The sequence below is a fragment of the Pseudomonas sp. I8001 genome (genome assembly GCF_013385345.1).
Taxonomy (GTDB): domain Bacteria; phylum Pseudomonadota; class Gammaproteobacteria; order Pseudomonadales; family Pseudomonadaceae; genus Aquipseudomonas.
Genome location: NZ_JACAQC010000032.1, coordinates 129,855 through 154,934, shown reverse-complemented (window position 1 = coordinate 154,934; position 25,080 = coordinate 129,855). Strand labels below are relative to the sequence as shown.

General features: G+C 60.4%; 24 protein-coding genes. 4 read left to right on the top strand and 20 right to left on the bottom strand.

Annotated features, from left to right (window positions below):
- Positions 1-166 precede the first annotated feature (166 nt).
- The 4 genes from guaA to HX839_RS21505 all read right to left on the bottom strand — a co-directional run bounded on the left by guaA (position 167) and on the right by HX839_RS21505 (position 4,988).
- The gene (gene guaA, locus HX839_RS21520; RefSeq protein WP_003209644.1) at positions 167-1,744 is read right to left on the bottom strand and encodes a glutamine-hydrolyzing GMP synthase; all 1,578 of its coding nucleotides are present in this window, start codon (positions 1,742-1,744) and stop codon (positions 167-169) included.
- 82 nt (positions 1,745-1,826) lie between these two features.
- A complete protein-coding gene (gene guaB / locus HX839_RS21515; RefSeq protein WP_003209646.1) occupies positions 1,827-3,296 on the bottom strand; it encodes an IMP dehydrogenase in 1,470 nt (489 codons plus the stop codon).
- 238 nt (positions 3,297-3,534) lie between these two features.
- Positions 3,535-4,083 carry a sugar ABC transporter ATPase gene (locus HX839_RS21510; protein ID WP_177067662.1) on the bottom strand — a complete coding sequence of 183 codons (549 nt, stop codon included), beginning with the start codon at positions 4,081-4,083 and terminating at the stop codon, positions 3,535-3,537.
- Positions 4,084-4,220: 137 nt separating this feature from the next.
- Positions 4,221-4,988: a sulfite exporter TauE/SafE family protein gene (locus tag HX839_RS21505; protein WP_003209649.1), complete on the bottom strand. Its 768-nt coding sequence runs from the start codon at positions 4,986-4,988 to the stop codon at positions 4,221-4,223.
- Between the two features lie 99 nt (positions 4,989-5,087).
- Here HX839_RS21505 and HX839_RS21500 point away from each other — a divergent pair, with 99 nt between their 5' ends.
- From HX839_RS21500 to leuA, 4 genes are all read left to right on the top strand, one after another.
- Positions 5,088-5,978, top strand: coding sequence for a LysR family transcriptional regulator (locus HX839_RS21500; protein ID WP_087695128.1), 891 nt, complete (start codon positions 5,088-5,090; stop codon positions 5,976-5,978).
- Positions 5,979-5,988: 10 nt separating this feature from the next.
- A complete protein-coding gene (xseA, locus tag HX839_RS21495; RefSeq protein ID WP_003209653.1) occupies positions 5,989-7,368 on the top strand; it encodes an exodeoxyribonuclease VII large subunit in 1,380 nt (459 codons plus the stop codon).
- Between the two features lie 3 nt (positions 7,369-7,371).
- The gene (locus HX839_RS21490; protein WP_008438272.1) at positions 7,372-8,193 is read left to right on the top strand and encodes a peptidoglycan DD-metalloendopeptidase family protein; all 822 of its coding nucleotides are present in this window, start codon (positions 7,372-7,374) and stop codon (positions 8,191-8,193) included.
- 320 nt (positions 8,194-8,513) lie between these two features.
- Positions 8,514-10,193: a 2-isopropylmalate synthase gene (gene leuA / locus HX839_RS21485; protein ID WP_177067661.1), complete on the top strand. Its 1,680-nt coding sequence runs from the start codon at positions 8,514-8,516 to the stop codon at positions 10,191-10,193.
- Between the two features lie 172 nt (positions 10,194-10,365).
- On the opposite strand, the gene HX839_RS21480 is transcribed toward leuA, so the two are convergent.
- The 16 genes from HX839_RS21480 to iscA form a co-directional block, all read right to left on the bottom strand.
- A complete protein-coding gene (locus tag HX839_RS21480) occupies positions 10,366-11,157 on the bottom strand; it encodes an amidohydrolase (RefSeq protein WP_177027909.1) in 792 nt (263 codons plus the stop codon).
- A complete protein-coding gene (locus tag HX839_RS21475; RefSeq protein ID WP_003209660.1) occupies positions 11,145-12,293 on the bottom strand; it encodes a pyridoxal phosphate-dependent aminotransferase in 1,149 nt (382 codons plus the stop codon). The genes HX839_RS21480 and HX839_RS21475 overlap by 13 nt, the downstream gene beginning before the upstream one ends.
- A 109-nt stretch (positions 12,294-12,402) precedes the next feature.
- Positions 12,403-13,872: a ribosome biogenesis GTPase Der gene (gene der, locus HX839_RS21470; RefSeq protein ID WP_003209661.1), complete on the bottom strand. Its 1,470-nt coding sequence runs from the start codon at positions 13,870-13,872 to the stop codon at positions 12,403-12,405.
- Positions 13,873-14,011: 139 nt separating this feature from the next.
- A complete protein-coding gene (bamB, locus tag HX839_RS21465; protein WP_003209662.1) occupies positions 14,012-15,163 on the bottom strand; it encodes an outer membrane protein assembly factor BamB in 1,152 nt (383 codons plus the stop codon).
- Positions 15,156-15,797, bottom strand: coding sequence for a tetratricopeptide repeat protein (locus HX839_RS21460; protein WP_003209663.1), 642 nt, complete (start codon positions 15,795-15,797; stop codon positions 15,156-15,158). The genes bamB and HX839_RS21460 overlap by 8 nt, the downstream gene beginning before the upstream one ends.
- Before the next feature lie 40 nt (positions 15,798-15,837).
- Positions 15,838-17,127, bottom strand: coding sequence for a histidine--tRNA ligase (gene hisS, locus HX839_RS21455; RefSeq protein ID WP_003209664.1), 1,290 nt, complete (start codon positions 17,125-17,127; stop codon positions 15,838-15,840).
- 23 nt (positions 17,128-17,150) lie between these two features.
- Positions 17,151-18,260: a flavodoxin-dependent (E)-4-hydroxy-3-methylbut-2-enyl-diphosphate synthase gene (gene ispG, locus HX839_RS21450; RefSeq protein ID WP_003209666.1), complete on the bottom strand. Its 1,110-nt coding sequence runs from the start codon at positions 18,258-18,260 to the stop codon at positions 17,151-17,153.
- Between the two features lie 4 nt (positions 18,261-18,264).
- On the bottom strand, positions 18,265-19,257 hold the full coding sequence (locus HX839_RS21445) for a RodZ family helix-turn-helix domain-containing protein (RefSeq protein WP_003209667.1): 993 nt from the start codon (positions 19,255-19,257) through the stop codon (positions 18,265-18,267).
- Complete coding sequence (gene pilW, locus HX839_RS21440; RefSeq protein ID WP_008438284.1) at positions 19,257-20,015, bottom strand: type IV pilus biogenesis/stability protein PilW; 759 nt, start codon at positions 20,013-20,015, stop codon at positions 19,257-19,259. Before pilW ends, HX839_RS21445 begins: the two co-directional genes overlap by 1 nt.
- A gap of 12 nt (positions 20,016-20,027) precedes the next feature.
- Positions 20,028-21,176, bottom strand: coding sequence for a 23S rRNA (adenine(2503)-C(2))-methyltransferase RlmN (gene rlmN, locus HX839_RS21435; RefSeq protein ID WP_003209670.1), 1,149 nt, complete (start codon positions 21,174-21,176; stop codon positions 20,028-20,030).
- A gap of 30 nt (positions 21,177-21,206) precedes the next feature.
- Positions 21,207-21,632, bottom strand: a complete 426-nt coding sequence (gene ndk / locus HX839_RS21430; protein ID WP_003175956.1) for a nucleoside-diphosphate kinase — start codon at positions 21,630-21,632, stop codon at positions 21,207-21,209.
- A 92-nt stretch (positions 21,633-21,724) separates the two neighbouring features.
- The gene (gene iscX / locus HX839_RS21425; protein WP_003209673.1) at positions 21,725-21,925 is read right to left on the bottom strand and encodes a Fe-S cluster assembly protein IscX; all 201 of its coding nucleotides are present in this window, start codon (positions 21,923-21,925) and stop codon (positions 21,725-21,727) included.
- 14 nt (positions 21,926-21,939) lie between these two features.
- A complete protein-coding gene (fdx, locus tag HX839_RS21420) occupies positions 21,940-22,281 on the bottom strand; it encodes an ISC system 2Fe-2S type ferredoxin (RefSeq protein ID WP_003209674.1) in 342 nt (113 codons plus the stop codon).
- 3 nt (positions 22,282-22,284) lie between these two features.
- Positions 22,285-24,147 (bottom strand): Fe-S protein assembly chaperone HscA, encoded by a 1,863-nt coding sequence (gene hscA / locus HX839_RS21415; RefSeq protein ID WP_087695132.1) that lies wholly within the window; start codon positions 24,145-24,147, stop codon positions 22,285-22,287.
- 51 nt (positions 24,148-24,198) lie between these two features.
- Positions 24,199-24,720 carry a co-chaperone HscB gene (hscB, locus tag HX839_RS21410; RefSeq protein WP_008438289.1) on the bottom strand — a complete coding sequence of 174 codons (522 nt, stop codon included), beginning with the start codon at positions 24,718-24,720 and terminating at the stop codon, positions 24,199-24,201.
- Between the two features lie 8 nt (positions 24,721-24,728).
- Complete coding sequence (gene iscA / locus HX839_RS21405) at positions 24,729-25,052, bottom strand: iron-sulfur cluster assembly protein IscA (RefSeq protein WP_003209680.1); 324 nt, start codon at positions 25,050-25,052, stop codon at positions 24,729-24,731.
- Between the last annotated feature and the right edge of the window lie 28 nt (positions 25,053-25,080).

Sequence of the window (25,080 nt, the reverse complement as noted above, 5' to 3'; positions counted from 1 at the left end):
TAAAATCAAACATATGAACCGTATACGATGCAAATCATCTTGAATAGATCTTTATTCGGGTAAACGACCAAGTGCAGCTCTCGCGTAAATATCCACACTCCAGAAACACAAAACCCCGGCACCAGGCCGGGGTTTTGTTATTCAGCGCTCACCTGCTACGGCAGGATCATTCCCACTCAATGGTCGCCGGCGGCTTGCTCGACACGTCATAAGTCACGCGCGAAATACCTTCGATCTCATTGATGATACGGCCGCTGACCGTCTCCAGCAGTTCGTACGGCAGGTGTGCCCAACGGGCGGTCATGAAGTCGATGGTTTCCACCGCACGCAGGGCAACAACCCATGCGTAACGACGGCCATCGCCAACCACGCCAACCGATTTCACCGGCTGGAACACTACGAACGCCTGGCTGACCTTGTGATACCAGTCGGCCTTGCGCAGTTCTTCGATGAAGATGTGGTCGGCGCGACGCAGCAGGTCGGCGTATTCCTTCTTCACTTCACCGAGGATCCGCACGCCCAGGCCCGGGCCCGGGAATGGGTGGCGGTAGACCATGTCGTACGGCAGGCCGAGTTCCAGGCCCAGACGACGGACTTCGTCCTTGAACAGTTCGCGCAGTGGCTCTACCAGCTTGAGGTTCATTTCCTCAGGCAGGCCGCCCACGTTGTGGTGGGACTTGATCACGTGGGCCTTGCCGCTCTTGGCGCCGGCCGATTCGATCACGTCCGGGTAGATGGTGCCCTGGGCGAGGTACTTGATGTTGTCCAGTTTGTTGGACTGGGCATCGAATACGTCGATGAAGGTGCGACCGATGATCTTGCGCTTCTTCTCCGGGTCGGACTCGCCGGCCAGGTTGTTCAGGAACTGATCTTCAGCGTTGGCGCGGATCACCTTGACGCCCATGTTCTCGGCGAACATGGCCATCACTTGCTCACCTTCGTGCAGGCGCAGCAGGCCGTTGTCGACGAAGACGCAGGTCAGTTGGTCGCCGATGGCCTTGTGCAGCAGCGCCGCAACCACGGAGGAGTCAACGCCGCCGGACAGGCCCAGCAGGACGTTGTCGGTGCCGACCTGGGCACGTACGTTGGCGATGGCGTCTTCAGCGATCTTCGACGGGGTCCACAGGGCTTCGCACTGGCAGATGTCGAGGATAAAGCGCGACAGGATGCGACCGCCTTGCTTGGTGTGGGTCACTTCCGGGTGGAACTGCACGCCGTAGTAGCCGCGCTCGTCGTTGAACATGCCGGCAATCGGGCAGCTCGGGGTGCTGGCCAGGATGTGGAAGTCTTCCGGCATCCGGGTGACCTTGTCACCGTGGCTCATCCATACGTCGAGGCCAAACAGGCCGTCGGCGTCGATGTGGTCTTCGATGCCGTCCAGCAGGCGGCTCTTGCCGACCACGTCGACACGGGCGTAACCGAACTCACGCAGCTCGGAACCTTCAACCTTGCCGCCCAGTTGCTCGGCCATGGTCTGCATGCCGTAGCAGATACCGAAGACCGGCACGCCCAGGTCAAACACCGCCTGCGGGCAACGCGGGCTGTTGGCTTCGTGCACGGACTCGGGGCCGCCGGCGAGAATGACGCCTTTTGGAGCGAATTCGCGAATCGCTTCGTCGTCCATGTCGAACGGATGCAGTTCGCAGTACACGCCGATTTCACGCACGCGGCGGGCGATCAGCTGAGTGTACTGGGAACCGAAGTCGAGGATCAGGATGCGGTGGGCGTGAATGTCGAGGGCCATGAGATCAGTCTCGTCTAATGAATCAGAAACAACTCGGGGCTGAATAAGACAGCCCCGGTTACTTAACTATTTGCTGGAAGCATCAACCTACGCGGTAGTTTGGCGCTTCCTTGGTGATCTGTACGTCGTGGACGTGGGACTCGGCCATGCCGGCACCGGTGATCCGCACGAACTCAGGCTTGGTGCGCATTTCTTCGATGTCGGCGCTGCCGGTGTAGCCCATCGAGGAACGCAGGCCGCCCATCAGTTGATGGATGATGGCGCTCAGGGTGCCCTTGTACGGAACACGCCCTTCAATGCCTTCCGGTACCAGCTTCTCGGCGCCCGCGGAGGAGTCCTGGAAGTAGCGGTCGGAAGAGCCTTGAGCCTGGGACATGGCGCCCAGGGAACCCATGCCACGGTAAGCCTTGTACGAACGACCCTGGAACAGTTCGATCTCGCCCGGCGCTTCTTCAGTACCGGCGAACATCGAGCCCATCATCACGCAGGAAGCACCGGCGACGATGGCCTTGGACAGGTCACCGGAGAAACGGATGCCGCCGTCGGCGATCAACGGTACGCCAGTGCCTTCAAGGGCCGCGGCGACGTTGGCGATGGCGCTGATTTGCGGCACGCCTACACCGGCCACGATACGGGTGGTGCAGATCGAGCCAGGGCCGATACCGACCTTGACCGCATCAGCACCGGCTTCGGCCAGGGCCTTGGCGGCAGCGCCGGTGGCAATGTTGCCGCCGATCACTTGCACGTCAGGGAAATTCTGTTTGACCCAGCGAACGCGGTCGATCACGCCTTTGGAGTGACCGTGGGCAGTGTCGACCACCACCACGTCAACACCGGCAGCCACCAGGGCCGCTACACGGTCACCGGTGTCTTTGCCGGTACCGACCGCAGCGCCTACGCGCAGACGACCTTGATCGTCCTTGCTGGCCAGCGGGTAAGCCTTGGCTTTTTCGATGTCGTTGACGGTCATCATGCCCTTGAGGGCGAATTTGTCGTCGACGATCAGTACGCGTTCGATGCGGTGCTTGTGCAGCAGCTCGCGCACATCGTTCTTGTCGGCGCCTTCCTTGACAGTAACGAGGCGCTCTTTAGGCGTCATCACTTCACGGACGGTGACTTCAAGACGGTTCTCGAAACGCACGTCACGGGAAGTGACGATGCCGACCAGGTCGCCATCGTGCAGCACCGGAACGCCGGAGATGTTGTGCAGGCGGGTCAGGTCGAACAGGTCACGAACGGTGGCATCGGCCTCGATGGTGATCGGGTCCTTGACCACACCGGCTTCGTAACGCTTGACCTTGCGAACTTCGGCAGCTTGCTGCTCGATGGTCATGTTCTTGTGGATGATGCCGATGCCGCCTTCCTGAGCCATGGCGATTGCCAAACGGGCTTCAGTGACGGTGTCCATGGCAGCGGAAACCAGAGGAATATTCAGCTCGATGCCACGGGTTAGGCGGGTCTTGAGACTGACTTCGTTAGGAAGCACCTCGGAATAACCGGGCACTAGGAGAATGTCGTCGAATGTCAGAGCTTCTTGGCTGATACGCAGCATCGCGGGGGCTCCCGAGCGGGAAAATGGAAGCGCGCCATTATAGTCAGACACCCCCTCGGGTTCAATGTAAAACTCTGACAAACTTGGTAATACTGATAGATGGATGATTTTTGCAGCACTGATCGTTCCCACGCTCTGCGTGGTAACGCCGCTTTGGACGCTCCGCGTCCTGGCCAGGGCGACGCGGAGCGTCACGGGAAGCGTTCCCACGCGGGAGCGTGGGAACGATCACATCGAATTAAAGTTCGACTTTGACCCAACTCATCTTCTGGTCCAGCCAGTCGGCAAATTCGTCGATAAAACTCTGCTTGAACCCCGCCTCCGCCCAGTTATTGAAGATGAATCCCAGGTTGGAAAAGCCGCATTCCTGCAGGAACAGGAAACCGTTGATGTCGTCCTCATGCCCACACAGCGGGCAGGTGAAGTTATCGGTGTGGCCGGGCATCCAGTCTTCCAGGCCTTCGAACAGGGCTTCGCCGACTTCCTTCAGGCACTCGGGACAGCCGGCCTCTTCCAGGAAGCCTTTGGCCGGGGTGTAGATGCAGCGCTTGTAGATGATCTCCAGGCCGTTGATCGGCTCGTTGAACGGCAGCGCGTCGGGGTGCAGCACCACGGCGCGGGCACCGTCGGCCAGGGCATAGCCCATGCGGTTGCCGGTGCGCCCGCAGGTGGTGAGTTCTTCCTTGACGATGTTCTTGCGCACCAGCCAGCGCACGATCGCCCGGGCGCGGGGTTCGTGGACGGGTAGCGTGGAGATTTTCGGGACAAGGATGCTTTGGGAATTCATGGGAGTCCTGCGGCGTGGCTACTGGCGCCTTCGCGAGCAAGCCCGCTCCCACAGGGGGAATGCGTTCCAAATGTGGGAGCGGGCTTGCTCGCGAAGAGGCCCTGAAGGCTGGCAGCTTAATCCCTGAAACAATCAGGTCAAGTACTCAAGTAACGGGCAATCAAGGCAATGCCACTGGCCAGCACCAGCCAGGTCACCAACCGCACAAACGCCTCGCGGGACATGCGCAGGGTCAACCGCCGCCCCGCCCACAGCCCGAGCGCCATGGCCGGCAACAGGCACACCGCCAACATCAACAAGGGTAGCTCGGCATACACGCCCGCGATCAGAAACAGGCTCAGGCGCACCACCGTGCTGCAACTGATCAACGCACTCTGGGTCGCCCGCGCGCCATCCTTGGGCAATCGGCTGTTGAGGTAGATCGCATACAGAAAGCCGCCACTGCCAAACAACGCGCCAAACAGCCCGCCGACAACCCCCATGGGAATCGCCCAGCCGGCTGCCATCTGCGTGGGCTTGGCCTTCACCGCCAGGCTGTAGATCGCATAGGCGCTGATAAACAGCCCCATCAACAGCAGCAATAAATCAGAGTGCAGGTTGAGCAGGAAGATCACCCCAAGGGTGCAGCCAATCGCCATGCACGGCAGTAGCCTGAACAACTCCGGTTTCACCACATCCCGGCGCGATTGCAGAAGGTTGCCGAAGGCCGCGACAAAATCCAGCAGCACCAGCAAGGGGATGATCTTCGACAGCGGCATGAACAGAATCAGGATCGGCCCCGCCACCAATGCGGTACCAAAGCCTGCAATGCCGAACACGATATACGCCAGGGCAATCGCCACGCCTATCACCAGCCAGTCCACACCGCCAAACGACCAATGACTCAACAGCTCGACCGGACTCATGACGTATTCCTTATTAGAGATGGCCATCACTTTAGCCATTGGCAAGCGTTGCGACTAATATCTTCAAAGCCCATCACTCATCTCGAAAAGGCATGACTTGTGATTTCCACCCGGCAATTGCGTTACTTCGTCGAAATCGCCGAGAGCGGCAGCTTCAGCGCAGCGGCCGAGCGGCTGTTTGTGGCGCAATCGGCACTGAGTCGGCAGATCAAGGAGCTGGAAAACCTGCTGCAAACGCCATTGTTCGAGCGTACCGCGCGCCAGCCAAGACTGACGGCTGCGGGAGAGGCTTTCTATCCGCGGGCACGCAACCTGCTGGGCGAATTGCTCAAGGCCAGTGAGATGGCGACGCAAGTGGGCAATGGACAGCTCGGCACGCTGCGGATGAGCCATTCGAGCACGGTGCCGATGAGTGGCCGCCTGCTGCGCGGCATCGGTGCCTGGCTGGAACGATGCCCGGGCGTGTCGATGGACATCGCCAAACTGTCCTCCGAAGCCCAGTTGGAAGAAATCGCCGACGGCCGACTGGAGGTCGGGCTGTTGCGCTTACCGGTGTTGCGCCAGCGCGAAGGCGTGCGCATCGTGCCTTTATATAGCGAGCGACTGTTGCTGGCCGTGCCGCCGAACCACCGGTTGGCCGGGCACACATCCGGTATCGATTTGGCGCAACTGAAGAACGAAGCGTTTATCTCGATCCCTCACCCCCAGCGCGGAGGGCTGAGTTACCTGTCAGCCGAGTTGTGCATGCGTGCAGGATTTTTCCCCAAGGCGGCGCGGGTGATGTCGCGCAAGACCACGCAGTTACAGCTGATCCAGGCCGGATTCGGCATCGCCTTGCTGCCGGAGTCGATGCAGGACATTGCGCCGGCCAACATCCATTTTTTACCCCTGGCCGATCCCGATTGCCAAAGCACCGTCGCCCTCGCCTGCCAGCAAACGCCGAACGCGCTGGTGGAGCAGTTCTGTCAAACCCTGCACGAATGCCTATAAACTGCCGCCCATGATTAAAGATCCCTTTGCCCGTCTGGGCCTGGACCGCGAAGTCCTGACTGTCAGCCAGCTCAACGGCCGCGCGCGGGTGTTGCTGGAAGACGTGTTCACCAATATCTGGGTCGAAGGCGAGATCTCCAACCTCGCCCGCCCGGCCTCCGGCCACGTGTATTTCACCCTCAAGGACAGTGGCGCCCAGGTGCGTTGTGCGCTGTTCCGGCAGAACGCCGCACGGGTGCGCCAGGCGTTGAAAGACGGCCTGGCGGTGAAGGTACGGGGCAAGGTCTCGCTGTTTGAGGGCCGTGGCGACTATCAGCTGATTCTCGACACGGTGGAGCCGGCCGGTGACGGCGCACTGCGCCTGGCCTTCGACGCGCTGAAGGAAAAACTCAGCGCCGAAGGCCTGTTCAGTGCCGAGCGCAAGGTGCCGCTGCCCGCACACCCACGGCGCATCGGGATTATCAGCTCGCCCACCGGTGCGGTGATTCGCGACATCATCAGCGTGTTCCGTCGCCGGGCGCCCAACGTGGAACTGACGCTGATCCCGACAGCCGTACAAGGTCGTGAAGCCGTGGCGCAGATCGTCCGCGCACTGAAGCTGGCCGATGCACGCGGCTTCGACGCGCTGATCCTGGCCCGTGGCGGCGGGTCGCTGGAAGACCTCTGGTGCTTCAACGAAGAAGCCGTGGCGCGTGCAGTGGACGCCTGCGTGACGCCCATCGTCAGCGCCGTTGGCCATGAGACCGATGTGTCGATCAGCGACTTTGTCGCCGACGTACGCGCCCCAACGCCTTCCGCCGCTGCCGAGCTGTTGGCGCCGGACTCCAGCCACCTGACTCGCCAGGTAGAGAACCTGCACCGCCGCCTGGTGATGCTGATGCGCAACCGCCTGACCCACGACCGCCTGCGCCTGGAAGGCATGGCTCGTCGCCTGCGTCACCCGGGCGAGCGCCTGCGCCAACAGGCCCAGCGCCTGGATGACCTGGACATGCGCCTGCGGCGTGCCTTCGAGCGCAGCCTCAACACCCGTCGCGAGCGTTTGATCCGCCTGGAAACCCGCCTCGCCGGCCAACACCCCGGCCGCCAACTGGCGCTGTTGCGCCAACGCCTGGACAGCCTTGCCGAACGCCTGCCCCGTGCCATGCGCGAAGGCCTCAAGGCCCGTCGCCTGCAACTGCAAAGCCAGGTGCAGACGCTGCACGTGGTCAGCCCGCTGGCGACGCTTGGACGCGGCTACAGCATCTTGCTCGACGAACGCGGCCAGGCGATTCGCAACGCCGCGCAAACCCACACCGGGCAGCGCCTGACCGCGCGCCTCGGTGAAGGCCAATTGCAGGTACGGGTGGAAGACAACCACCTGACGCCCGTCACCCTCTCGTTACTGGATTGATTGATGCCACGCTTTTTAAGTTTGTTGATGCTGCTGTGCCTGACCTTTAACGCCCATGCCGACAGCTACATCACCCGCCTGCTGAACAAGCCGGTGCCCGGTGGCGTGGCGGTGGTCGACCTCGGCACTTCGGCCACGGCGCCCAAAGCCACCTACATGAACCGCCCAGTGCTGGTGGTGAAGGAGCAAAACAACTGGTTGGCGATTGTGGGCATCCCGCTGACGGTCAAGCCCGGCACCCAACGCATCACCAGCGGCAGCCAGAACCTGCCGTTTGTCGTGGGCTTCAAGAAATACCCCGAGCAGCACATCACCCTGAAGAACAAGAGCCAGGTGAACCCGGACCCGGCGCAACTCAAGCGCATCGAAGGCGAGCTGGCGGTCCAGCTCAAGGCGTATCGCAGTTTCAGCCCGAACACGCCGAGCAACCTGCTGCTGGACAAGCCGGTGAACGGGCCGCTGTCGAGCAAGTTCGGCGTACGACGTTTCTTCAATGGCGAGGAGCGGAATCCGCATTCCGGCCTGGACTTTGCCGTGGGCGCCGGCACGCCGATCAAGACCCCGGCAGCGGGCAAGGTGATCCTGACCGGCAACTACTTCTTCAACGGCAACACCGTGTTTGTCGACCATGGCCAGGGCTTTATCAGCATGTTCTGCCATATGTCGAAGATTGATGTGAGCGTGGGCCAGCAACTGGCTCGTGGTGCGGTGGTGGGCAAGGTCGGTTCCACCGGCCGGGCGACCGGGCCGCATATGCATTGGAACATCAGCCTGAACGACGCACGGGTGGATCCGGCGATCTTTATCGGCGCGTTTCAGCCCTGATGCTCAATTGCGCACCCGGCAACGGGTGCGCAAACAAAACAACCCCGCGCACAACTCTCAACCATAAAATCTCGTTTTCCTCAGCAATAGCAGAACTTCTCTCAATTTTTTCCGACTGCTTGCCATCTTTCACCCCGGCGGTTAGGGTTGGACCTATGAAAACCTCTCACACCCTCATTCAGCTCCGCCAGCACCGCAGCCTGTGCCTAGTCAGCGCACGACTGCCAGGCTGAATCGATCTGCCTCGTCTTCCGCTTTATCCCCAATAACAGTTTTACGGCAGGCCGCCTTTTCTCGGCCCCTAGACAAAGGATTTCCCGATGAGCATGCTCAAAGACCCGTCTTCGAAGTACCGCGCGTTCCCGACCATTGATATCCCGGACCGCACCTGGCCTTCGAAAACCATCACCACCGCGCCGATCTGGTGCAGTTCCGACCTGCGCGACGGCAACCAGTCGCTGATCGAACCGATGGACGCGGTGAAAAAGCTGCGTTTCTGGAAGACCTTGGTCGCCGTCGGTGTGAAGGAAATCGAAGCCTCCTTCCCGGCTGCGTCGCAAACCGATTTCGACTTCGTGCGCACCCTGATCGAAGACAATCACATCCCCGAGGACACCACCATCCAGGTGCTGACCCAGGGCCGTGAAGACTTGATCGCGCGCACCTTCGAATCCCTGCGCGGGGCGAAGAAAGCCATCGTTCACTTGTACAACGCCACCTCGCCGTCGTTCCGCCGCATCGTGTTCAACCAGGACAAGGATGGCATCAAGGCGATCGCGGTCAACGCGGCCAAGCTGTTCGTCAAATACGCCGCCCAGCAGCCGGAAACCCAGTGGACCTTCGAATACTCGCCAGAGACGTTCAGCGCCACCGAGCTTGAGTTCGCCAAGGAAGTCTGTGACGCGGTGATCGAGGTCTGGAACCCGACGCCTGAGCACAAGGTGATCCTCAACCTGCCAGCCACCGTCGAGTGCGCCACCCCGAACATCTATGCCGACCAGATCGAGTGGTTCGGTCGTCATATCAACCGTCGCGACAGCGTGATCATCAGCCTGCACACCCACAACGACCGTGGCACCGGCGTAGCCGCCACCGAGTTGGGCCTGATGGCCGGCGCCGACCGTGTCGAAGGCTGCCTGTTCGGCAACGGCGAGCGTACCGGTAACGTCGACCTGGTCACCGTGGCCTTGAACATGTACACCCAGGGCCTCGACCCTCAGCTGGACTTCTCCGACATCGACGGTGTTCGCAAAGTTGTCGAAGAGTGCAACCAGATCCCGGTTCACCCACGTCACCCGTACGTCGGCGACCTGGTTCACACCGCCTTCTCCGGCTCCCACCAGGACGCGATCCGCAAGGGCTTCACCCAGCAGAAAGACGACGCCTTGTGGGAAGTGCCGTACTTGCCGATCGACCCGGCCGACATCGGCCGCAGCTACGAGGCAGTGATTCGCGTCAACAGCCAGTCGGGCAAAGGCGGCATCGCCTACCTGCTGGAGCAGGAATACGGCATCAGCTTGCCGCGCCGCATGCAGATCGAGTTCAGCCAGGTGGTACAGGCCGAAACCGACCGAGTGGGCCTGGAGATGACGGCCGCGCAGATCTACAGCTTGTTGCAGCGTGAATACCTGCAAGCCAACATTCCTTACGCGCTGGTCAGCCATCGCTTGCAGGAAGAGAACGGCAACAGCTCGGTGGAAGTTGAAGTCTCCGGCAAGGGCCAGGGCGAAACCAACCTGCGCTGGCACGGCAAAGGCAACGGCGCCCTGGAAGCGCTGGTGGCCGGGCTGCCGATTGGTGTGGAGATCATGGATTACAACGAACATGCGATTGGTGCCGGCACCAATGCCAAGGCAGCGGCCTACATCGAGCTGCGAGTGAACGGTGAGCGTCCGGTGCATGGCGTGGGCATTGATGAAAACATCACCACGGCGAGCTTCAAGGCGGTGTTCAGCGCGCTGAACCGCTCGTTGAGCCAGCTGGAAGCGAAAGCGGCGTAAGCACTGACCGCTGAAATGCAAAAGGCCCCGGGATGAGAATCCAGGGGCCTTTTTTATGATCGTTCCCACGCTCCGCGTGGGAATGCAGCTCGGACGCTCCGCGTCCCGAAGCGTGACGCGGAGCGTCACAAGAGGCGTGCCCACGCAGAGCGTGGGAACGATTTAAAATCCTTCAGGTGAACTCGAAGCTGTCCGCATCCAGGTTCGCCGGGAAGCGTGTGCGGTACTGCGCCAATTCCGCTGCGTCCAGGCACACCTGGAACACCCCGTCCGCCTCCCCTGCGCTCAGCAGGCTTTCGCCCTGGAAGTCCACGACCTGGCTGTCGCCGGTGTAGGCAAAGCCCTTGCCGTCCGTGCCCACCCGATTCACCGCCGCCACATAGCACAGGTTTTCGATGGCCCGTGCCGGCAGCAGACGGTTCCAGTGCTGACGCCGTGCGCCCGGCCAGTTGGCGGTGTACAGCAGCAGGTCCGTGTCCTGGGCGTCACGGCTCCACACCGGGAAGCGTAGGTCGTAGCAGATCAACGGACGAATCCGCCAGCCCTTGAGTTCGAACTGCACCTGGCGTTCGCCGGGGGTGTAGTGGTCGTGCTCACCGGCCATGCGGAACAGGTGACGCTTGTCGTAGTGCAGCACCTCACCATCCGGTCGCGCCCACAGCAGGCGGTTGCGGTGACTGCGGTCGGCGGCCTGGATGATCACGCTGCCGGTGATCACCGCGTTGTACTTCTTCGCCTGGGCCTGCAGCCATTGATGGGTGGGGCCGTTTTCAGGCTCGGCGAGGGTTTCCGATTCCATCGAGAAACCGGTGGTGAACATCTCCGGTAGCACGATCAGGTCGGCACCCTTGGCCTGTTCCAGCAACAGTTCAAAATGCTCCAGGTTGGCCTGGCGGTCGTGCCAGGCCAGGGTGGTTTGCACCAGGGCGATGTTCAGGTTGGGCAGTGCACTCAGATCACGCATAGTTTCTCGGCTGCTTGACGCAGCGTCTCCTCGCGTTTGGCAAAGCACAGTCGCACCAGGCGCTGGCCTTGCGGTGGGTTCCGGTAGAACACCGAGACCGGGATGGTCGCAACGCCGTGTTCGCGGGTCATCCACAGCGACATGGCGACGTCATCCAGGTCCGGGCGAATCTGTGAGTAATCCACCAATTGAAAGTAGGTACCGGCCACCCGGGTAAAGCTGAAACGCGACGGTTCCAGCAGGTCGCAGAACAGGTCGCGCTTGGCTTGATAAAAAGCCGGCAGCTCCTCGACGTGTTCCGGGTGTTCGGCCATGAAGTCTGCCAAAGCGTACTGCAACGGGGTCACGCCGCAAAAGTTGACATATTGATGCACCTTGCGCAGCTCGGCGCTGAGGGCTGGCGGCGCGACCACGTAGCCGGTTTTCCAGCCGGTGACGTGGTAGGTCTTGCCGAACGAACTGACCACAAACGCACGCTGATACAGCTCTTCGTGGGCCAACACGCTGACGTGGGGCACACCGTCGAACACCAGGTGCTCGTAGACCTCGTCGCTGACCAGGTAGATGTCGCGGTCGCGGATCAACTCGGCCAACTGGTCCAGCTCGGCACGGCTGATCAGGGCACCGGTGGGGTTATGCGGGCTGTTGAGGATGATCATGCGGGTGCGCGGCGACAGCGCAGCGCGCAGTTGCTCGAAGTCCAGGGCGAAATCATCCAGGCCCAGTTGCACGTGTACGCAGCGACCGCCTGCCAGTTCCACAGAAGGCTCGTAGCTGTCGTAGGCCGGATCGAACACGATGACTTCATCACCGCTGCGGATCACCGCCTGGATCGCACAGAAGATCGCTTCAGTGGCGCCTGGGGTGATGGTCACTTCGCTGTCGGCATTCACCGTTGCGCCATAGCTGCGGGCGATCTTGGCCGCCACTTGCTGGCGCAGTACCGGCAGGCCGGTCATCGGGGCGTATTGGTTATGGCCCAGGGCAATGTGTCTGCCCACTCCATCGAGCAACTCCTGGGGCCCGTTAAAGTCGGGAAAGCCCTGGGACAGGTTGAGCGCACCGGTTTCGGCAGCGAGTTGCGACATGGTGGTGAAGATGGTGGTGCCGACATTCGGCAGCTTGCTGGTGATCATCGGTGCGCCCCTTGCGGTGAGCCCCAAGTTTTAAGCTGCATGCCGCGAAGGGTCAACCGCCAGGCACAAAAAAAGGGCTCCGAAAGAGCCCTTTTTCAACCGATCAGGATCAGCGCTTGTCGCGGCGCTTTTTGTCGGCCTTCTTGTGGTGCGTCATCATCCGGCGCTTTTTGTTTACCTGGCGGTCGGTGAGGCTGTTCTTGTTACCTTCGTACGGGTTCTCGCCACCCTTGAACTCGATACGGATCGGCGTACCGACCAGTTTCAAGACGCGGCGGTAGGTATTTTCCAGGTAACGCACGTAGGACTTCGGCACCTTCTCCAGCTGGTTACCGTGAATCACGATAATCGGCGGGTTGGCACCACCCAAGTGAGCGTAGCGCAGCTTGATCCGACGGTTGTTGACCATCGGCGGCGCGTGCTCGCTGACCGCATCTTCAAGAATCTGGGTCAGGCGGTTGGTCGGCCAGCGGGTAACCGCGGACTTGAACGAGTTCTGCACCGAGGCGTAGAGGTTACCCACGCCGGTACCGTGCAGTGCCGAGATAAAGTGGATATCGGCAAACTCGACGAAGAACAGGCGACGCTGCAGCTCGACCTTGACGTAGTCGCGCTCGCTCGGCGTCATGCCGTCCCACTTGTTGATCGCAATCACCAGGGCGCGACCGGCTTCCAGGGCAAAGCCCAGCAAGTTCAGGTCGTGGTCTACCACGCCTTCGCGGGCGTCCATGACGAAGATCACTACGTTGGCGTCTTTGATCGCCTGCAGGGTTTTCACCACGGAGAACTTTTCAACTTCTTCGTGGATCTTGCCGCGCTTGCGCACACCGGCAGTGTCGATCAGCGTGTACTTCTCGTCGTTACGCTCGAACGGGATGTAGATGCTGTCGCGAGTGGTGCCCGGCTCGTCATAGACGATTACCCGGTCTTCACCGAGCATGCGGTTGACCAGGGTCGACTTGCCGACGTTCGGACGGCCGATGATCGCGATCTTGATACCGTCTTTTTCGCTTGGGCCAGGAATGCGCTTGGCTTCCTCGCCTTCGGCAACGATTTCTTCTTCGCCTTCGACTTCATCCACGTCATCACGCGGGAAGTCGCGCAGGGCGATTTCCAGCATCTGGGTGATGCCGCGACCGTGGGCACCGGCGATCGGGATCGCATCGCCCAGGCCCATCGGGCTGAACTCGGCGCGGGCCATTTCAGGATCGATATTGTCGATCTTGTTGGCCACCACGTAGGAACGCTTGTTGCGCTTGCGCAGGTGCTCGCCAATCATTTGGTCTGCAGCGGTGTAGCCCGCGCGGGCGTCCACCAGGAACAACACGACATCAGCTTCTTCAATGGCCAGCAGCGACTGCTCGGCCATCTTTTCGTCCATGCCATGCTCGTCACCGGAGATACCACCGGTGTCGACAATAATGTAGGAGCGCCCTTGCCACTTTGCCTCACCGTATTGGCGATCACGGGTCAGACCGGACAAGTCGCCGACGATGGCGTCGCGAGTCCTGGTCAGGCGGTTGAACAAGGTGGACTTGCCGACGTTCGGTCGGCCCACCAGGGCGATTACGGGAACCATGCGGCTCTCCACTTCGTTATTTCAGAAAATACAAAAGCCGCTGCAAGGCAGCGGCTGGTGCTCGGGGCAGCGCTCGAAAGCGCCGCATGCCCTGCCGAAGCAGGGCCGCCTGGGAATTACCCCAAGCATAGTCAAACCATTACTTGATGGTCAGCGCTTCCAGTTTGCCGCTGTTGCCATACACGTAAAGCATGTTACCTACCACCAGCGGACGGGCACGCAGGCCGTCGCTGTCGATACGTTCGCGACCCACGAAGCGACCGTCCACCTGGCTCAGCAGGTGCAGGTAACCTTCAAAGTCGCCTACCGCTACGTAGCTGGAGAACACTTCCGGTGCCGACAACTGACGGCGGGCCAGGGAGTCGTTGCTCCACAATGCAGTGGTGGAACGCTCGTCGACACTTTCAACGGTGCCGGACGCCAGGCTTACGTAGACGCTGCCAAACCCTTGGGCGACACCGGCGTAGCTGGAAGCATCACGCTGCCAGTTGATCCGGCCGCTCTGCACGTCCAGCGCCGCAACACGGCCCTGATAAGTAGCGACGTAAAGGGTATCACCCGACAGCAGCAAGCCACCGTCGATGTCCACTACGCGGTCCAGTTCCGAACGACCTTGAGGAATCGCGACCCGGGTTTCCCAGGCCGGCACGCCGTTCTGGGTGTCCAGGGCGACCACTTTACCGGTCGACAGGCCTGCCAGTGCCAGGTTGCTGGTCACAACCGGACCGCTGGTACCGCGCAAGGTCAGGACCGCCGGCGTGCTGTCATACAACCAGCGCTGGTTACCGGTGGCGGCGTCGAGGCCGATCACACGGTCATCCTGGGTCTGCACGACAACCACGTCACCGTTGGTAGCAGGCGGCGAGAGCACTTCACTGGTCACGCGAGCGCGCCATTTCTCTTCACCGGTGCTCGAATCCAGTGCCACGACGTCGCCTTTCAGCGTGCCGAGCATCACCAGGCCAGAACCCACGCCAACGGCGCCGGACACAGGCAGTTCGAGGTCTTTCTTCCACTTGACGTCGCCGTTCATGCGATCCATGGAGACCACAACACCGGTGGAATCAGCGGCGTAGATAGTGTCACCGTCGATCGCCGGGACCATCAGGTTGTACAGATCGCCCTGACCGTCACCAATGGAGCGGCTCCACTGCTTTTGCAGGACCACTTCTTCCTTGAAGCTGGTCAGCTCGGCCGGAGGCAGTTCTTTTTTGCTGTTGCTGCTGCAACCCGCGGCCAAAACGGCCAGAGCCAGCAATGCTGCATGTTTCCAACGGATCACGTCACGCATCCCCTTTGGCCAAGTCGTCGAGCTTGATTTGTAAGCCACCGACCGCCGCTTCATCAGACAGCGCCGCCTTGGCTTTTTGGTACGCAGCATTGGCTTCGTCGGTACGACCCAATTGGACCAGGAGGTCGCCCTTGAGCTCTTCACGAGTGGCCAGGAATGCCTTGTCAGCATCGCCGTCGAGCAGTTTCAGTGCTTCGTCGGCCTTGTTCTGTGCCGCCAGTACCTGAGCCAGACGCTGACGTGCGATTTCACCCAGTGTCGGGTTGGCCGGCTTGTCGGTGATGGCTTTCAGCTCGGAGGCGGCGTCATCCAGCTTGCCGTTGTCGACCGCAACTTTTGCGACGAACAGGCTGCCGTATTGCGCGTAGGTGCTACCGCCGAATTCGCTCTTCAGCTTGCCGGCCAGGTCTGCAACCTGGGCCAGGTCAGGCTTGCCGTTTGGCGTCAGCGTGGTTTCCAGCAGTTGCTGATAGATAATCGAGGCGCCTTGCGACTGGTTAGCCTGATACTTGTGCCAGGCTTGCCAGCCGAACACCACTACTAAAGCCAGCAAGCCGCCAGTGACCAGGGGCTTGCCGTTGCGCTGCCACCAGTCTTTGAACTCGGCCAGCTGGTCATCATCAGTACTCGACACCCCAATACTCCTTAATCGCTAAATCGGCTGTTTGACAGCTTCAACCCTGCACGATGCAGGTGGCCAGGTGCGCTGCAAGCGCATCAAAGGCAATGCTTTGTTGTTCACCCTGACCACGCAGGGGTTTGAAACTTACCACTTGCTGGGCCAATTCATCATCACCCAGGATCAGTGCATACAACGCACCGCTCTTGTCGGCTTTCTTGAACTGGCTTTTGAAGCTGCCGGCGCCGGCATTGACTTGCAGGCGCAGGTTCGGCAGTTGGTCGCGCAGTTTCTCGCTCAGGGCCAGGGCAGCCAGTTCGGCCGCCTCGCCAAAGGCACAGAAGTACACGTCCACCTGACGGGAGATTTCTTCGGGAACCTGCTCCAGGGTTTCCAGCAGCAGGATCAGCCGCTCGATGCCCATGGCAAAACCTACGCCGGTGGTCGGCTTGCCGCCCATCTGCTCGACCAGGCCGTCGTAACGACCACCGGCACACACCGTGCCCTGGGCGCCGAGCTTGTCGGTGACCCACTCGAACACGGTCTTGCTGTAGTAATCGAGGCCACGCACCAGTTTCGGGTTGATGACGTAAGGAATACCGGCTGCATCCAGGCGAGCCTTGAGGCCCTCGAAGTGGATACGGGACTCGTCGTCCAGGTAGTCGGCCATTTTCGGCGCGTCCACCAGTACGGCCTGGGTCTCGGCGTTCTTGGTGTCCAGTACCCGCAGCGGGTTGGTTTTCAGGCGACGCTGGCTGTCTTCGTCCAGCTTGTCCAGGTGGGCCGACAGGAATTCCACCAGGGCTTCGCGGTAGCGGCCCCGGGATTCGCTGGTGCCCAGGCTGTTGAGTTCAAGCTTGACCGCATCGCGGATGCCCAGCATGCCCCACAGGCGCCAGGTCAGCACGATCAGCTCGGCGTCGATGTCCGGACCGTCGAGGTTGAAGACTTCCAGGCCGATCTGGTGAAACTGGCGATAACGGCCTTTCTGCGGACGCTCGTGGCGGAACATCGGGCCGATGTACCAGAGCTTCTGCGGCTGGCCACCGCCGGTGAGGCCATGTTCGAGCACCGCACGCACACACGCGGCAGTACCTTCCGGACGCAGGGTCAGGGAGTCACCGTTGCGGTCTTCGAAGGTGTACATCTCTTTTTCGACGATGTCGGTCACTTCACCGATGGAGCGCTTGAACAGCTCGGTGAACTCGACGATCGGCATGCGGATCTGCTTGTAACCGTAGTTATCCAGCAGGCGCGCGACAGTGCCCTCGAAGTAGCGCCACAGGGGCGTCTGCTCAGGCAGGATGTCGTTCATGCCACGAATGGCTTGCAGAGACTTGCTCACATCAAATCCTTAAATTCGTTCGATCAGCCGCGCGCGATAACCGCTGCGTCAGCTTCGACCTTTTCGGCCGCTTTCTGGCGGATCAGCCGTTCCAGCTCATCCACCAGATTGTCATTCGTCAATTTCTGCGACGGCTTGCCGTCGATGTAAATCAGGTTTGGCGTACCACCGGTCAGGCCCACATGGGCCTCTTTGGCCTCACCCGGCCCGTTGACCACACAGCCGATCACCGCGACATCCAGCGGCACCAGCAGGTCTTCGAGGCGTACTTCCAGTTCGTTCATGGTTTTCACCACGTCGAAGTTCTGCCGCGAGCAGCTCGGGCAGGCAATGAAGTTGATGCCACGGGAACGCAAATGCAGGGATTTGAGAATGTCGTAACCGACTTTCACTTCCTCTACCGGGTCTGCCGCGAGGGAGATGCGAATAGTATCGCCAATCCCGTCGGCCAGCAGCATACCGAGACCCACCGCAGATTTCACTGTGCCTGAGCGTAAACCGCCGGCTTCAGTGATACCCAGGTGCAGCGGCTGGACGATTTCCTTGGCCAGCAGGCGGTACGCTTCTACCGCCATGAACACGTCGGAAGCCTTTACGCTGACCTTGAAGTCCTGGAAATTCAGGCGTTCAAGGTGTTCTACGTGGCGCAGCGCGGACTCGACCAGTGCGGCCGGCGTCGGCTCGCCGTACTTCTTTTGCAGGTCTTTTTCCAGGGAGCCGGCGTTGACGCCGATGCGAATTGGAATCCCGCGATCACGGGCGGCATCCACCACGGCGCGAACCCGGTCTTCACGACCGATGTTGCCCGGGTTGATCCGCAGGCAATCGACGCCCAACTCGGCCACGCGCAACGCGATCTTGTAGTCGAAGTGAATATCGGCGACCAGCGGCACCTTGACCAGTTGCTTGATGCGGCCAAAGGCTTCGGCAGCGTCCATGTCCGGTACGGATACACGCACGATGTCGACGCCCGCCGCTTCCAGGCGGTTGATCTGGGCGACAGTGGCCGCCACATCATTGGTGTCGCTGTTGGTCATGCTCTGTACTGCGATGGGGGCATCGCCGCCCACCGGCACCGAGCCGACCCAGATCTTGCGCGATACGCGACGTTTGATTGGAGATTCGCCGTGCATGACTTTATTGTCCCAACTTGAGGCGAGCAGTCTCGCCACTGGTGAACGGCGCCACGTCCACAGGCTGGCCGTTGTAGGCCACTTGCGCGCCACGGGCAAAGCCCAGACGCAGCGTCAAAGGAGGCTTGCCGCCCTGGTCAAGTGTATCTCCCTTACGCTTCAGACCACTGAACAGCACCTTGCCGTTGCCATCGGAGACTTGCGTCCAGCAGTCAGCGACGTAGGTAATTTGTACTCGGCCATCACCGGCGATCAGTACCGGGGTGGTTGGCGCGGAAATCGCCGGGGCGACGGGAGCCGTTGTTGCCGGAGCCTGCGCCGGTACTGCTGGCGTTGCTGGCGTATGAGCTGGAGCAGCAGGCGTCACTGCAACCGCTGGAGCGGGTGCGACGGGTGCCACTGCGGCGGCAGTACCTGCTTCGGGCGCAGGCTGCTCGGCGCTTGGCTCTGCCTCAGGCGCCGCCTGACCCTGGGCCACGGCCTGGTCTTCCGGCTCATCCAACGGATGAATCTGGGTGGTGCCGTCGGCGCTTTCGACTTCGACGTGCTCCATGGCGTTGCTGGACAAGTCCTTGCCACGCTGGGCGGTCTGATCCTGCCACCATACAAAACCACCGCCGATCACGGCGATGAGCAGCAACAGGCTGACAATGCGCAAAATGGTGTGGGAAACCCGCACAGGCTCTTCAATGCGGCCAAGACCATGGACATTGCTGCCCTGGGAATCGGTACCGGTGATTTGGTCGAATTCCTGGACCAATGCAGCCTGGTCGATACCCAGCAACTTCGCGTAGGCGCGGATATAGCCGCGGGCAAAGGTATGCCCTGGCAGCTTGTCGAATGCGCCAGCTTCAAGGTTGCCCAATGAAGTCGTGGTCAAATTGAGCTTGAGGGCCACTTCTGCCAGCGACCAACCATTGCTTTCGCGGGCCTGACGCAAGGTCTCGCCTGGGTTTCCACGATTAGCTGCTACAACTTCCGGGTGCGCCGCTTTCATCATTGCTCCGACAGGTATTGCTGATATTCCGGCGTACCGGGATAGAGTCGTTCGAGTTGCTGGCCAAAACGTGCGGCCTTGTCGCGTTCTTCATGAACCGTCGCCAGGCGCACACCGAGCAATAGACTACGTGCATTTTGCCCGCTCAGCAGGCTAAAACGCTCGTAATAGTCACGTGCCGGCACATAATGCCTGTCTTCGAAGGACAACTCAGCCATTTCGAGCAAGGCCCGTGGCTGGCGCTGGTTCAGGTGCAGGGCTTTTTCCAGTTGCTGGCGTGCGGTGTCGCGCTGGCCGAGAAGCATTGAGGTCACCCCCAGGTTCTCGAAAACCCGCGAACGCTCAGGATAGAGGGTATCGGCCGCAGCCTGCTGGAAATATTCGGATGCCTGGGCATAACGTTTCTGCGCAAACAAAAAACTGCCGTAGTTATTCAGCAGTCTTGGGTCGCCAGGGCGTGTGGCCAGGGCCTTGTGGAAATATTGATCGGCCAATTCGGGCTCGGCCTGGGCCTGGAACACCAAGGCCAACGCAGCATTGGCGTCGGCGTCGCTGCCATCCAGCTCGAGGGCTTTTTTCAGCGGCACCTTGGCCTGTTCGGTCATCCCTTGCTGCAAGTACCCCAAGCCCAGCTGCACATAGGCAGCTCGCGCTTCGTCACGGCCCTTGCCGGTTTGCAACGGGCTGTCATGGCCCGATGAAACACAGCCAGCCGCGAGGCTGGCAACAAGCAAAAGCAGCGCAAGGCGCAAGGGCATAGAGATCCTCTCTCAGGTTCGAGTCGCGGCGCTTTGCGGCATATCGTCGGCGGCACTCAATTCACGCACGGCGATATAACGTTCGCTGCGACGGGTGCGATCCAGCACCTGTCCTACCAATTGGCCACATGCCGCATCGATGTCTTCGCCGCGGGTGGTGCGCACGGTGACATTGAAGCCTGCATGGTGCAGTTGATCCTGGAAACGGCGGATGGCGTTGTTGCTCGGCCGCTCATAGCCAGAATGGGGAAACGGGTTAAACGGAATCAGGTTGATCTTGCACGGTACGTTCTTGAGCAACTCGATCATCTCGACCGCGTGCTCGACCTTGTCGTTGATGTCCTTGAGCATGGTGTACTCAATGGTCAACACACGCTTTTCGCCCAAGGTCGCCATGTAACGCTGGCAAGATTCGAGCAGCATCTTAAGCGGATACTTCTTGTTGATCGGCACCAATTGGTTACGCAATGCGTCATTCGGTGCGTGCAGCGACAACGCCAGGGAGACGTCGATGTGCTTGGCCAGCTCATCGATCATCGGTACCACGCCGGAGGTCGACAGGGTCACGCGGCGCTTGGAGATACCGTAGCCCAGGTCGTCCATCATCAGGTGCATGGCCGCGACAACGTTGTCGAAGTTCAGCAGCGGCTCGCCCATGCCCATCATCACCACGTTGGTGATGGCACGGTCGGCGGTCGCCGGGATGCTGCCGAACGATTTATTGGCAATCCACACCTGGCCGATGACTTCGGCGGCGGTGAGGTTGCTGTTGAAACCTTGCTTGCCGGTGGAGCAGAAACTGCAGTCCAGGGCACAGCCTGCCTGGGACGAAACGCACAGAGTGCCGCGTTTGCCCTGGGGAATGTACACGGTCTCGACGCAGCTGCCGGACGCCACGCGCACCACCCACTTACGGGTGCCGTCGGTGGAAATGTCCTCGCTGACCACTTCGGGGCCGCGAACTTCGGCAATGGCCTTGAGCTTGTCGCGCAGGGCCTTGCTGACGTTCGTCATGGCGTCGAAATCATCGACGCCAAGATGGTGAATCCACTTCATTACCTGAGCGGCACGAAAACGCTTCTCCCCGATTGAGTCGAAGAATTTTTCCATTTCCTGTTGAGTCAGACCCAGCAGGTTGGTTTTTGCAGTCAATGTAGTCATGGATTCACCTTCGCTCTTTTAAGCCAATGCTTAGCGAGCGGTTACTTCAGTAGCAGCGAAAAAGTACGAGATTTCGCGGGCAGCAGCGGCTTCGGAGTCCGAACCGTGAACGGCGTTGGCGTCGATCGATTCAGCGAAGTCAGCACGGATGGTGCCGGCAGCAGCTTCTTTAGGGTTGGTAGCGCCCATCAGCTCACGGTTCAGAGCGATAGCGTTTTCGCCTTCCAGAACCTGAACAACAACAGGGCCGGAGATCATGAAGGCAACCAGGTCGCCGAAGAAACCACGAGCGCTGTGCTCAGCGTAGAAGCCTTCAGCTTCAGCCTTGGACAGTTGCTTGAGTTTCGAAGCTACAACCTTCAGGCCGGCTTTTTCGAAACGAGTGGTGATCTCGCCGATGACGTTTTTTGCAACAGCGTCAGGCTTGATGATGGAGAAAGTACGTTGAACAGCCATGGTGTAACTCCAGAAACGGTAATTTGCGAAAAATTAAACCCGCGAATTATACGCGGGTTCTTGGGTATTGCCTAACTGCGTAAAAAGGCGATTCAGTCTGCTTCTTCGATCCACAGGCCTTGTATCGCCTCAAGAACCTTTTCGCCACCCCGATCCGGGATGTCGTCAAATTCCGGCAGCTGCATCACCAGGTTGCGCAACTTGACGAAGTTCACCGACAGAGGATCGACATCCGGGTGAGCTTCAGCAAGTTGTATAGCGATTTCTTGTACATCAACCCATTTCAGGCTCATGACATTTCCTTGAATCAATGCGGCGCTTCGGCGGCATGGTTGAGCGAATACTTCGGAATCTCGACGGTGAGGTCTTCTGTTCCCACTTTTGCCTGACAGCTCAATCGCGACGTCGGCTCAAGGCCCCACGCCCTATCAAGATAGTCCTCTTCCAGCTCATCAGCCTCTTCCAGGCTATTGAAACCTTCGCGGATGATGCAATGGCACGTGGTACAGGCGTTAACGCCGCCGCAGGCGCTTTCGATCTCGATGTGGTTATCGTGAGCGACTTCGAGAATGGACTTGCCGGTCTCAGCCTCCACAACCATACCGTCCGGGCAATGCTCGGCGTGTGGCAGAAAAATGATCTGCGGCATCAGTTAATCCTCAAGTTCATTCAAGTTGCGGCCCGCCAGGGCGGCTTTTACCGTCTGGTCCATACGACGGGCGGCAAAGGCATCGGTCACTTGCGACAGGCGCTTGGTCTGTTGCTCGATGGCGTAACCATCGGTGCCTTTCATCAATTCAGCCAGTTCCTGCATTTGCAGGTCGATGACCATGCGCTCTTCGGCATCCAGCAGACGTTCGCCGTCAGCTTCCAGGGCGCCCTGCACCGCTTCGAGCAGGCGCTGGGCGTCGACTTGCTGCTCACGCAGCACGCGGGCGACCTTGTCGTCACCGGCGTACTGGAACGAATCCTTGAGCATCTTGGCGATTTCACCGTCGGTCAGGCCGTAGGACGGCTTGACCTGGATGCTGGCTTCAACGCCGGAGGCCAGTTCGCGAGCGGCAACGCTGAGCAAGCCGTCGGCGTCGACCTGGAAGGTCACGCGAATCTTCGCCGCACCAGCCACCATCGCCGGAATGCCGCGCAATTCGAAGCGCGCCAGGGAACGGCAGTCGCTGATCAGCTCACGCTCGCCTTGCAGCACGTGAATCATCATGGCCGTCTGGCCATCTTTGTACGTGGTGAAGTCCTGGGCGCGGGCAACGGGGATGGTGGTGTTGCGTGGAATCACCTTCTCCATCAGGCCGCCCATGGTTTCCAGCCCCAGGGACAACGGGATCACGTCGAGCAGAAGCAGTTCGCCACCATCACGCTTGTTACCGGCGAGGGTATCGGCCTGGATCGCGGCACCGATAGCCACCACTTGATCCGGGTCGATTTCAGTCAGCGGCTGACGGCCGAAGGCTTCAGCGACCGCCTCACGAACACGCGGCACGCGGGTCGAACCACCCACCATGACCACGGCGACCACGTCTTCCAGCTCGACACCGGAATCACGCACGGCGCGGCGGCAGGCTTTCAGGCTGCGGGCGACCATCGGTTCGATCAACGAATCGAACGCTTCGCGGGTCAGTTGAGCCGACCAGCTACCGTAGGAAACTTCAACCGACGCGGCATCAGTCAGCGCTTCTTTGGCGGCACAGGCAGTTTGCAGCAAATTACGTTGCGCACCCGGGTCCAGGTCGGCAGACAAGCCGGCGCTGGTGATGATCCAGCCAGCAATGGCGTGATCGAAGTCATCGCCACCCAGGGCGGTATCGCCACCGGTAGCCAGCACTTCGAAGACACCGCCGGTCAGGCGCAGGATCGAAATATCAAAGGTACCGCCGCCCAGGTCGTAAATAGCCACCAGGCCTTCGGCGTGCTGATCCAGACCGTAAGCCACAGCGGCTGCGGTCGGCTCGTTGAGCAGGCGCAGCACGTTCAGGCCGGCAAGTTTCGCCGCATCCTTGGTGGCCTGGCGCTGAGCGTCATCGAAATATGCAGGAACAGTAATCACCGCACCTACCAGTTCGCCACCCAAGGTGGTCTCGGCGCGCTGGCGCAAGACCTTGAGGATATCGGCCGACACTTCCACCGGGCTTTTCGGGCCCTGGATCGTGTCGATGAACGGCATATGTGATTCGCCGCCGACAAAGCGGTAGGGAAGCTGGTCGCCCAGCTGCTTGACGTCGGACAAACCACGACCCATCAAGCGCTTGACCGACAGCACGGTATTCAAAGGATCGGTAGACGCCGCCAGCTTGGCCGACTCGCCCACTTCGGTGCGGTCAGCGTGATAACGCACGGCAGACGGCAGGATGACCTGGCCATCCGCGTCGGGCAGCGGCTCGGAAAGACCGCTGCGCAATGCAGCGACCAGCGAATTGGTAGTGCCCAAGTCAATCCCGACCGCCAGACGACGCTGGTGCGGTTGAGGACTTTGACCGGGTTCGGCGATCTGCAGTAGGGCCATGGTAATCAGGACTTATCTGTATATCAGGCGTGCAACCTGGGCGGCACTGGGTTAATCGTCGAGGCGCTCTTCTAACTGGCGCACTTCGTAGGTGAGCTTGTCGAGGAACTGCATGCGCCGCATCAGGCGTTCGGCCTGTTCACGTTGCGCTGCATCATCCCAACAGGCTGCGAAGCTTTCGTTGAGTTCATCCTGGGCCACTTTCAGACGGCGCTTGAACACTGCGACTCCGGCCAGATCAGCCTCGTCCTGCAGTTCTTCAAGCTCCTCGCGCCATTGCATCTGCTGCATCAGGAAATCAGGGTCCTGGACCGTGACTTCAAGCGGCAGCTCGCGACCGCCCATCGCGAGCAGGTAGCGCGCGCGTTTGGGAGGGTTCTTGAGCGTCTGATAGGCTTCGTTGAGGCTGGCTGATTGCTCCAGCGCCAGGCGTTGCTCACGCTCGGAAGCGTCAGCGAAGCGGTCCGGATGCACCCCACGCGCCAATTCACGGTAGCGCGTGGCAAGCTGTTCAAGGTCCAGTCGAAAACTCGGCTGCAGCTCGAACAAAGCGAAATGACAAGGAGTACCCACAATCAGCCTCAGATGTTGAAGCTTTCGCCGCAGCCACATTCACCGCGTACGTTGGGGTTGTTGAACTTGAAGCCTTCGTTCAACCCTTCCTTGACGAAATCGAGTTCGGTGCCGTCCAGGTAGGTCAGGCTTTTCGGGTCGATGATCACTTTTTCGCCGTGACTCTCGAACACCTGATCTTCCTCGACCACCTCGTCGACAAACTCCAGCACGTAGGCAAGGCCGGAACAGCCCGTGGTGCGAACACCCAGACGAATCCCCTCACCTTTACCGCGCCCATTCAGGGAGCGGCGAATGTGCTGCGCAGCCGCTTCTGTCATGCTGATAGCCATCGTGACTCCTTACTCGTCGCCAAATTGC

Excerpts from the sequence above, each read along its gene's own strand:
- guaA (WP_003209644.1), bottom strand. The coding sequence starts at position 1,744 with ATGGCCCTCGACATTCACGCCCACCGCATCCTGATCCTCGACTTCGGT.
- HX839_RS21490 (WP_008438272.1), top strand. The coding sequence starts at position 7,372 with ATGCCACGCTTTTTAAGTTTGTTGATGCTGCTGTGCCTGACCTTTAAC.
- ispG (WP_003209666.1), bottom strand. The coding sequence starts at position 18,260 with ATGCACGGCGAATCTCCAATCAAACGTCGCGTATCGCGCAAGATCTGG.
- bamB (WP_003209662.1), bottom strand. The coding sequence starts at position 15,163 with ATGCGTGACGTGATCCGTTGGAAACATGCAGCATTGCTGGCTCTGGCC.
- HX839_RS21445 (WP_003209667.1), bottom strand. The coding sequence starts at position 19,257 with ATGAAAGCGGCGCACCCGGAAGTTGTAGCAGCTAATCGTGGAAACCCA.
- HX839_RS21510 (WP_177067662.1), bottom strand. The coding sequence starts at position 4,083 with ATGAATTCCCAAAGCATCCTTGTCCCGAAAATCTCCACGCTACCCGTC.
- fdx (WP_003209674.1), bottom strand. The coding sequence starts at position 22,281 with ATGCCGCAGATCATTTTTCTGCCACACGCCGAGCATTGCCCGGACGGT.
- HX839_RS21505 (WP_003209649.1), bottom strand. The coding sequence starts at position 4,988 with ATGAGTCCGGTCGAGCTGTTGAGTCATTGGTCGTTTGGCGGTGTGGAC.
- iscA (WP_003209680.1), bottom strand. The coding sequence starts at position 25,052 with ATGGCTATCAGCATGACAGAAGCGGCTGCGCAGCACATTCGCCGCTCC.
- iscX (WP_003209673.1), bottom strand. The coding sequence starts at position 21,925 with ATGAGCCTGAAATGGGTTGATGTACAAGAAATCGCTATACAACTTGCT.
- der (WP_003209661.1), bottom strand. The coding sequence starts at position 13,872 with ATGGTTCCCGTAATCGCCCTGGTGGGCCGACCGAACGTCGGCAAGTCC.
- pilW (WP_008438284.1), bottom strand. The coding sequence starts at position 20,015 with ATGCCCTTGCGCCTTGCGCTGCTTTTGCTTGTTGCCAGCCTCGCGGCT.
- ndk (WP_003175956.1), bottom strand. The coding sequence starts at position 21,632 with ATGGCTGTTCAACGTACTTTCTCCATCATCAAGCCTGACGCTGTTGCA.
- hscA (WP_087695132.1), bottom strand. The coding sequence starts at position 24,147 with ATGGCCCTACTGCAGATCGCCGAACCCGGTCAAAGTCCTCAACCGCAC.
- xseA (WP_003209653.1), top strand. The coding sequence starts at position 5,989 with ATGATTAAAGATCCCTTTGCCCGTCTGGGCCTGGACCGCGAAGTCCTG.
- HX839_RS21475 (WP_003209660.1), bottom strand. The coding sequence starts at position 12,293 with ATGATCACCAGCAAGCTGCCGAATGTCGGCACCACCATCTTCACCACC.
- leuA (WP_177067661.1), top strand. The coding sequence starts at position 8,514 with ATGAGCATGCTCAAAGACCCGTCTTCGAAGTACCGCGCGTTCCCGACC.
- rlmN (WP_003209670.1), bottom strand. The coding sequence starts at position 21,176 with ATGACTACATTGACTGCAAAAACCAACCTGCTGGGTCTGACTCAACAG.
- guaB (WP_003209646.1), bottom strand. The coding sequence starts at position 3,296 with ATGCTGCGTATCAGCCAAGAAGCTCTGACATTCGACGACATTCTCCTA.
- HX839_RS21480 (WP_177027909.1), bottom strand. The coding sequence starts at position 11,157 with ATGCGTGATCTGAGTGCACTGCCCAACCTGAACATCGCCCTGGTGCAA.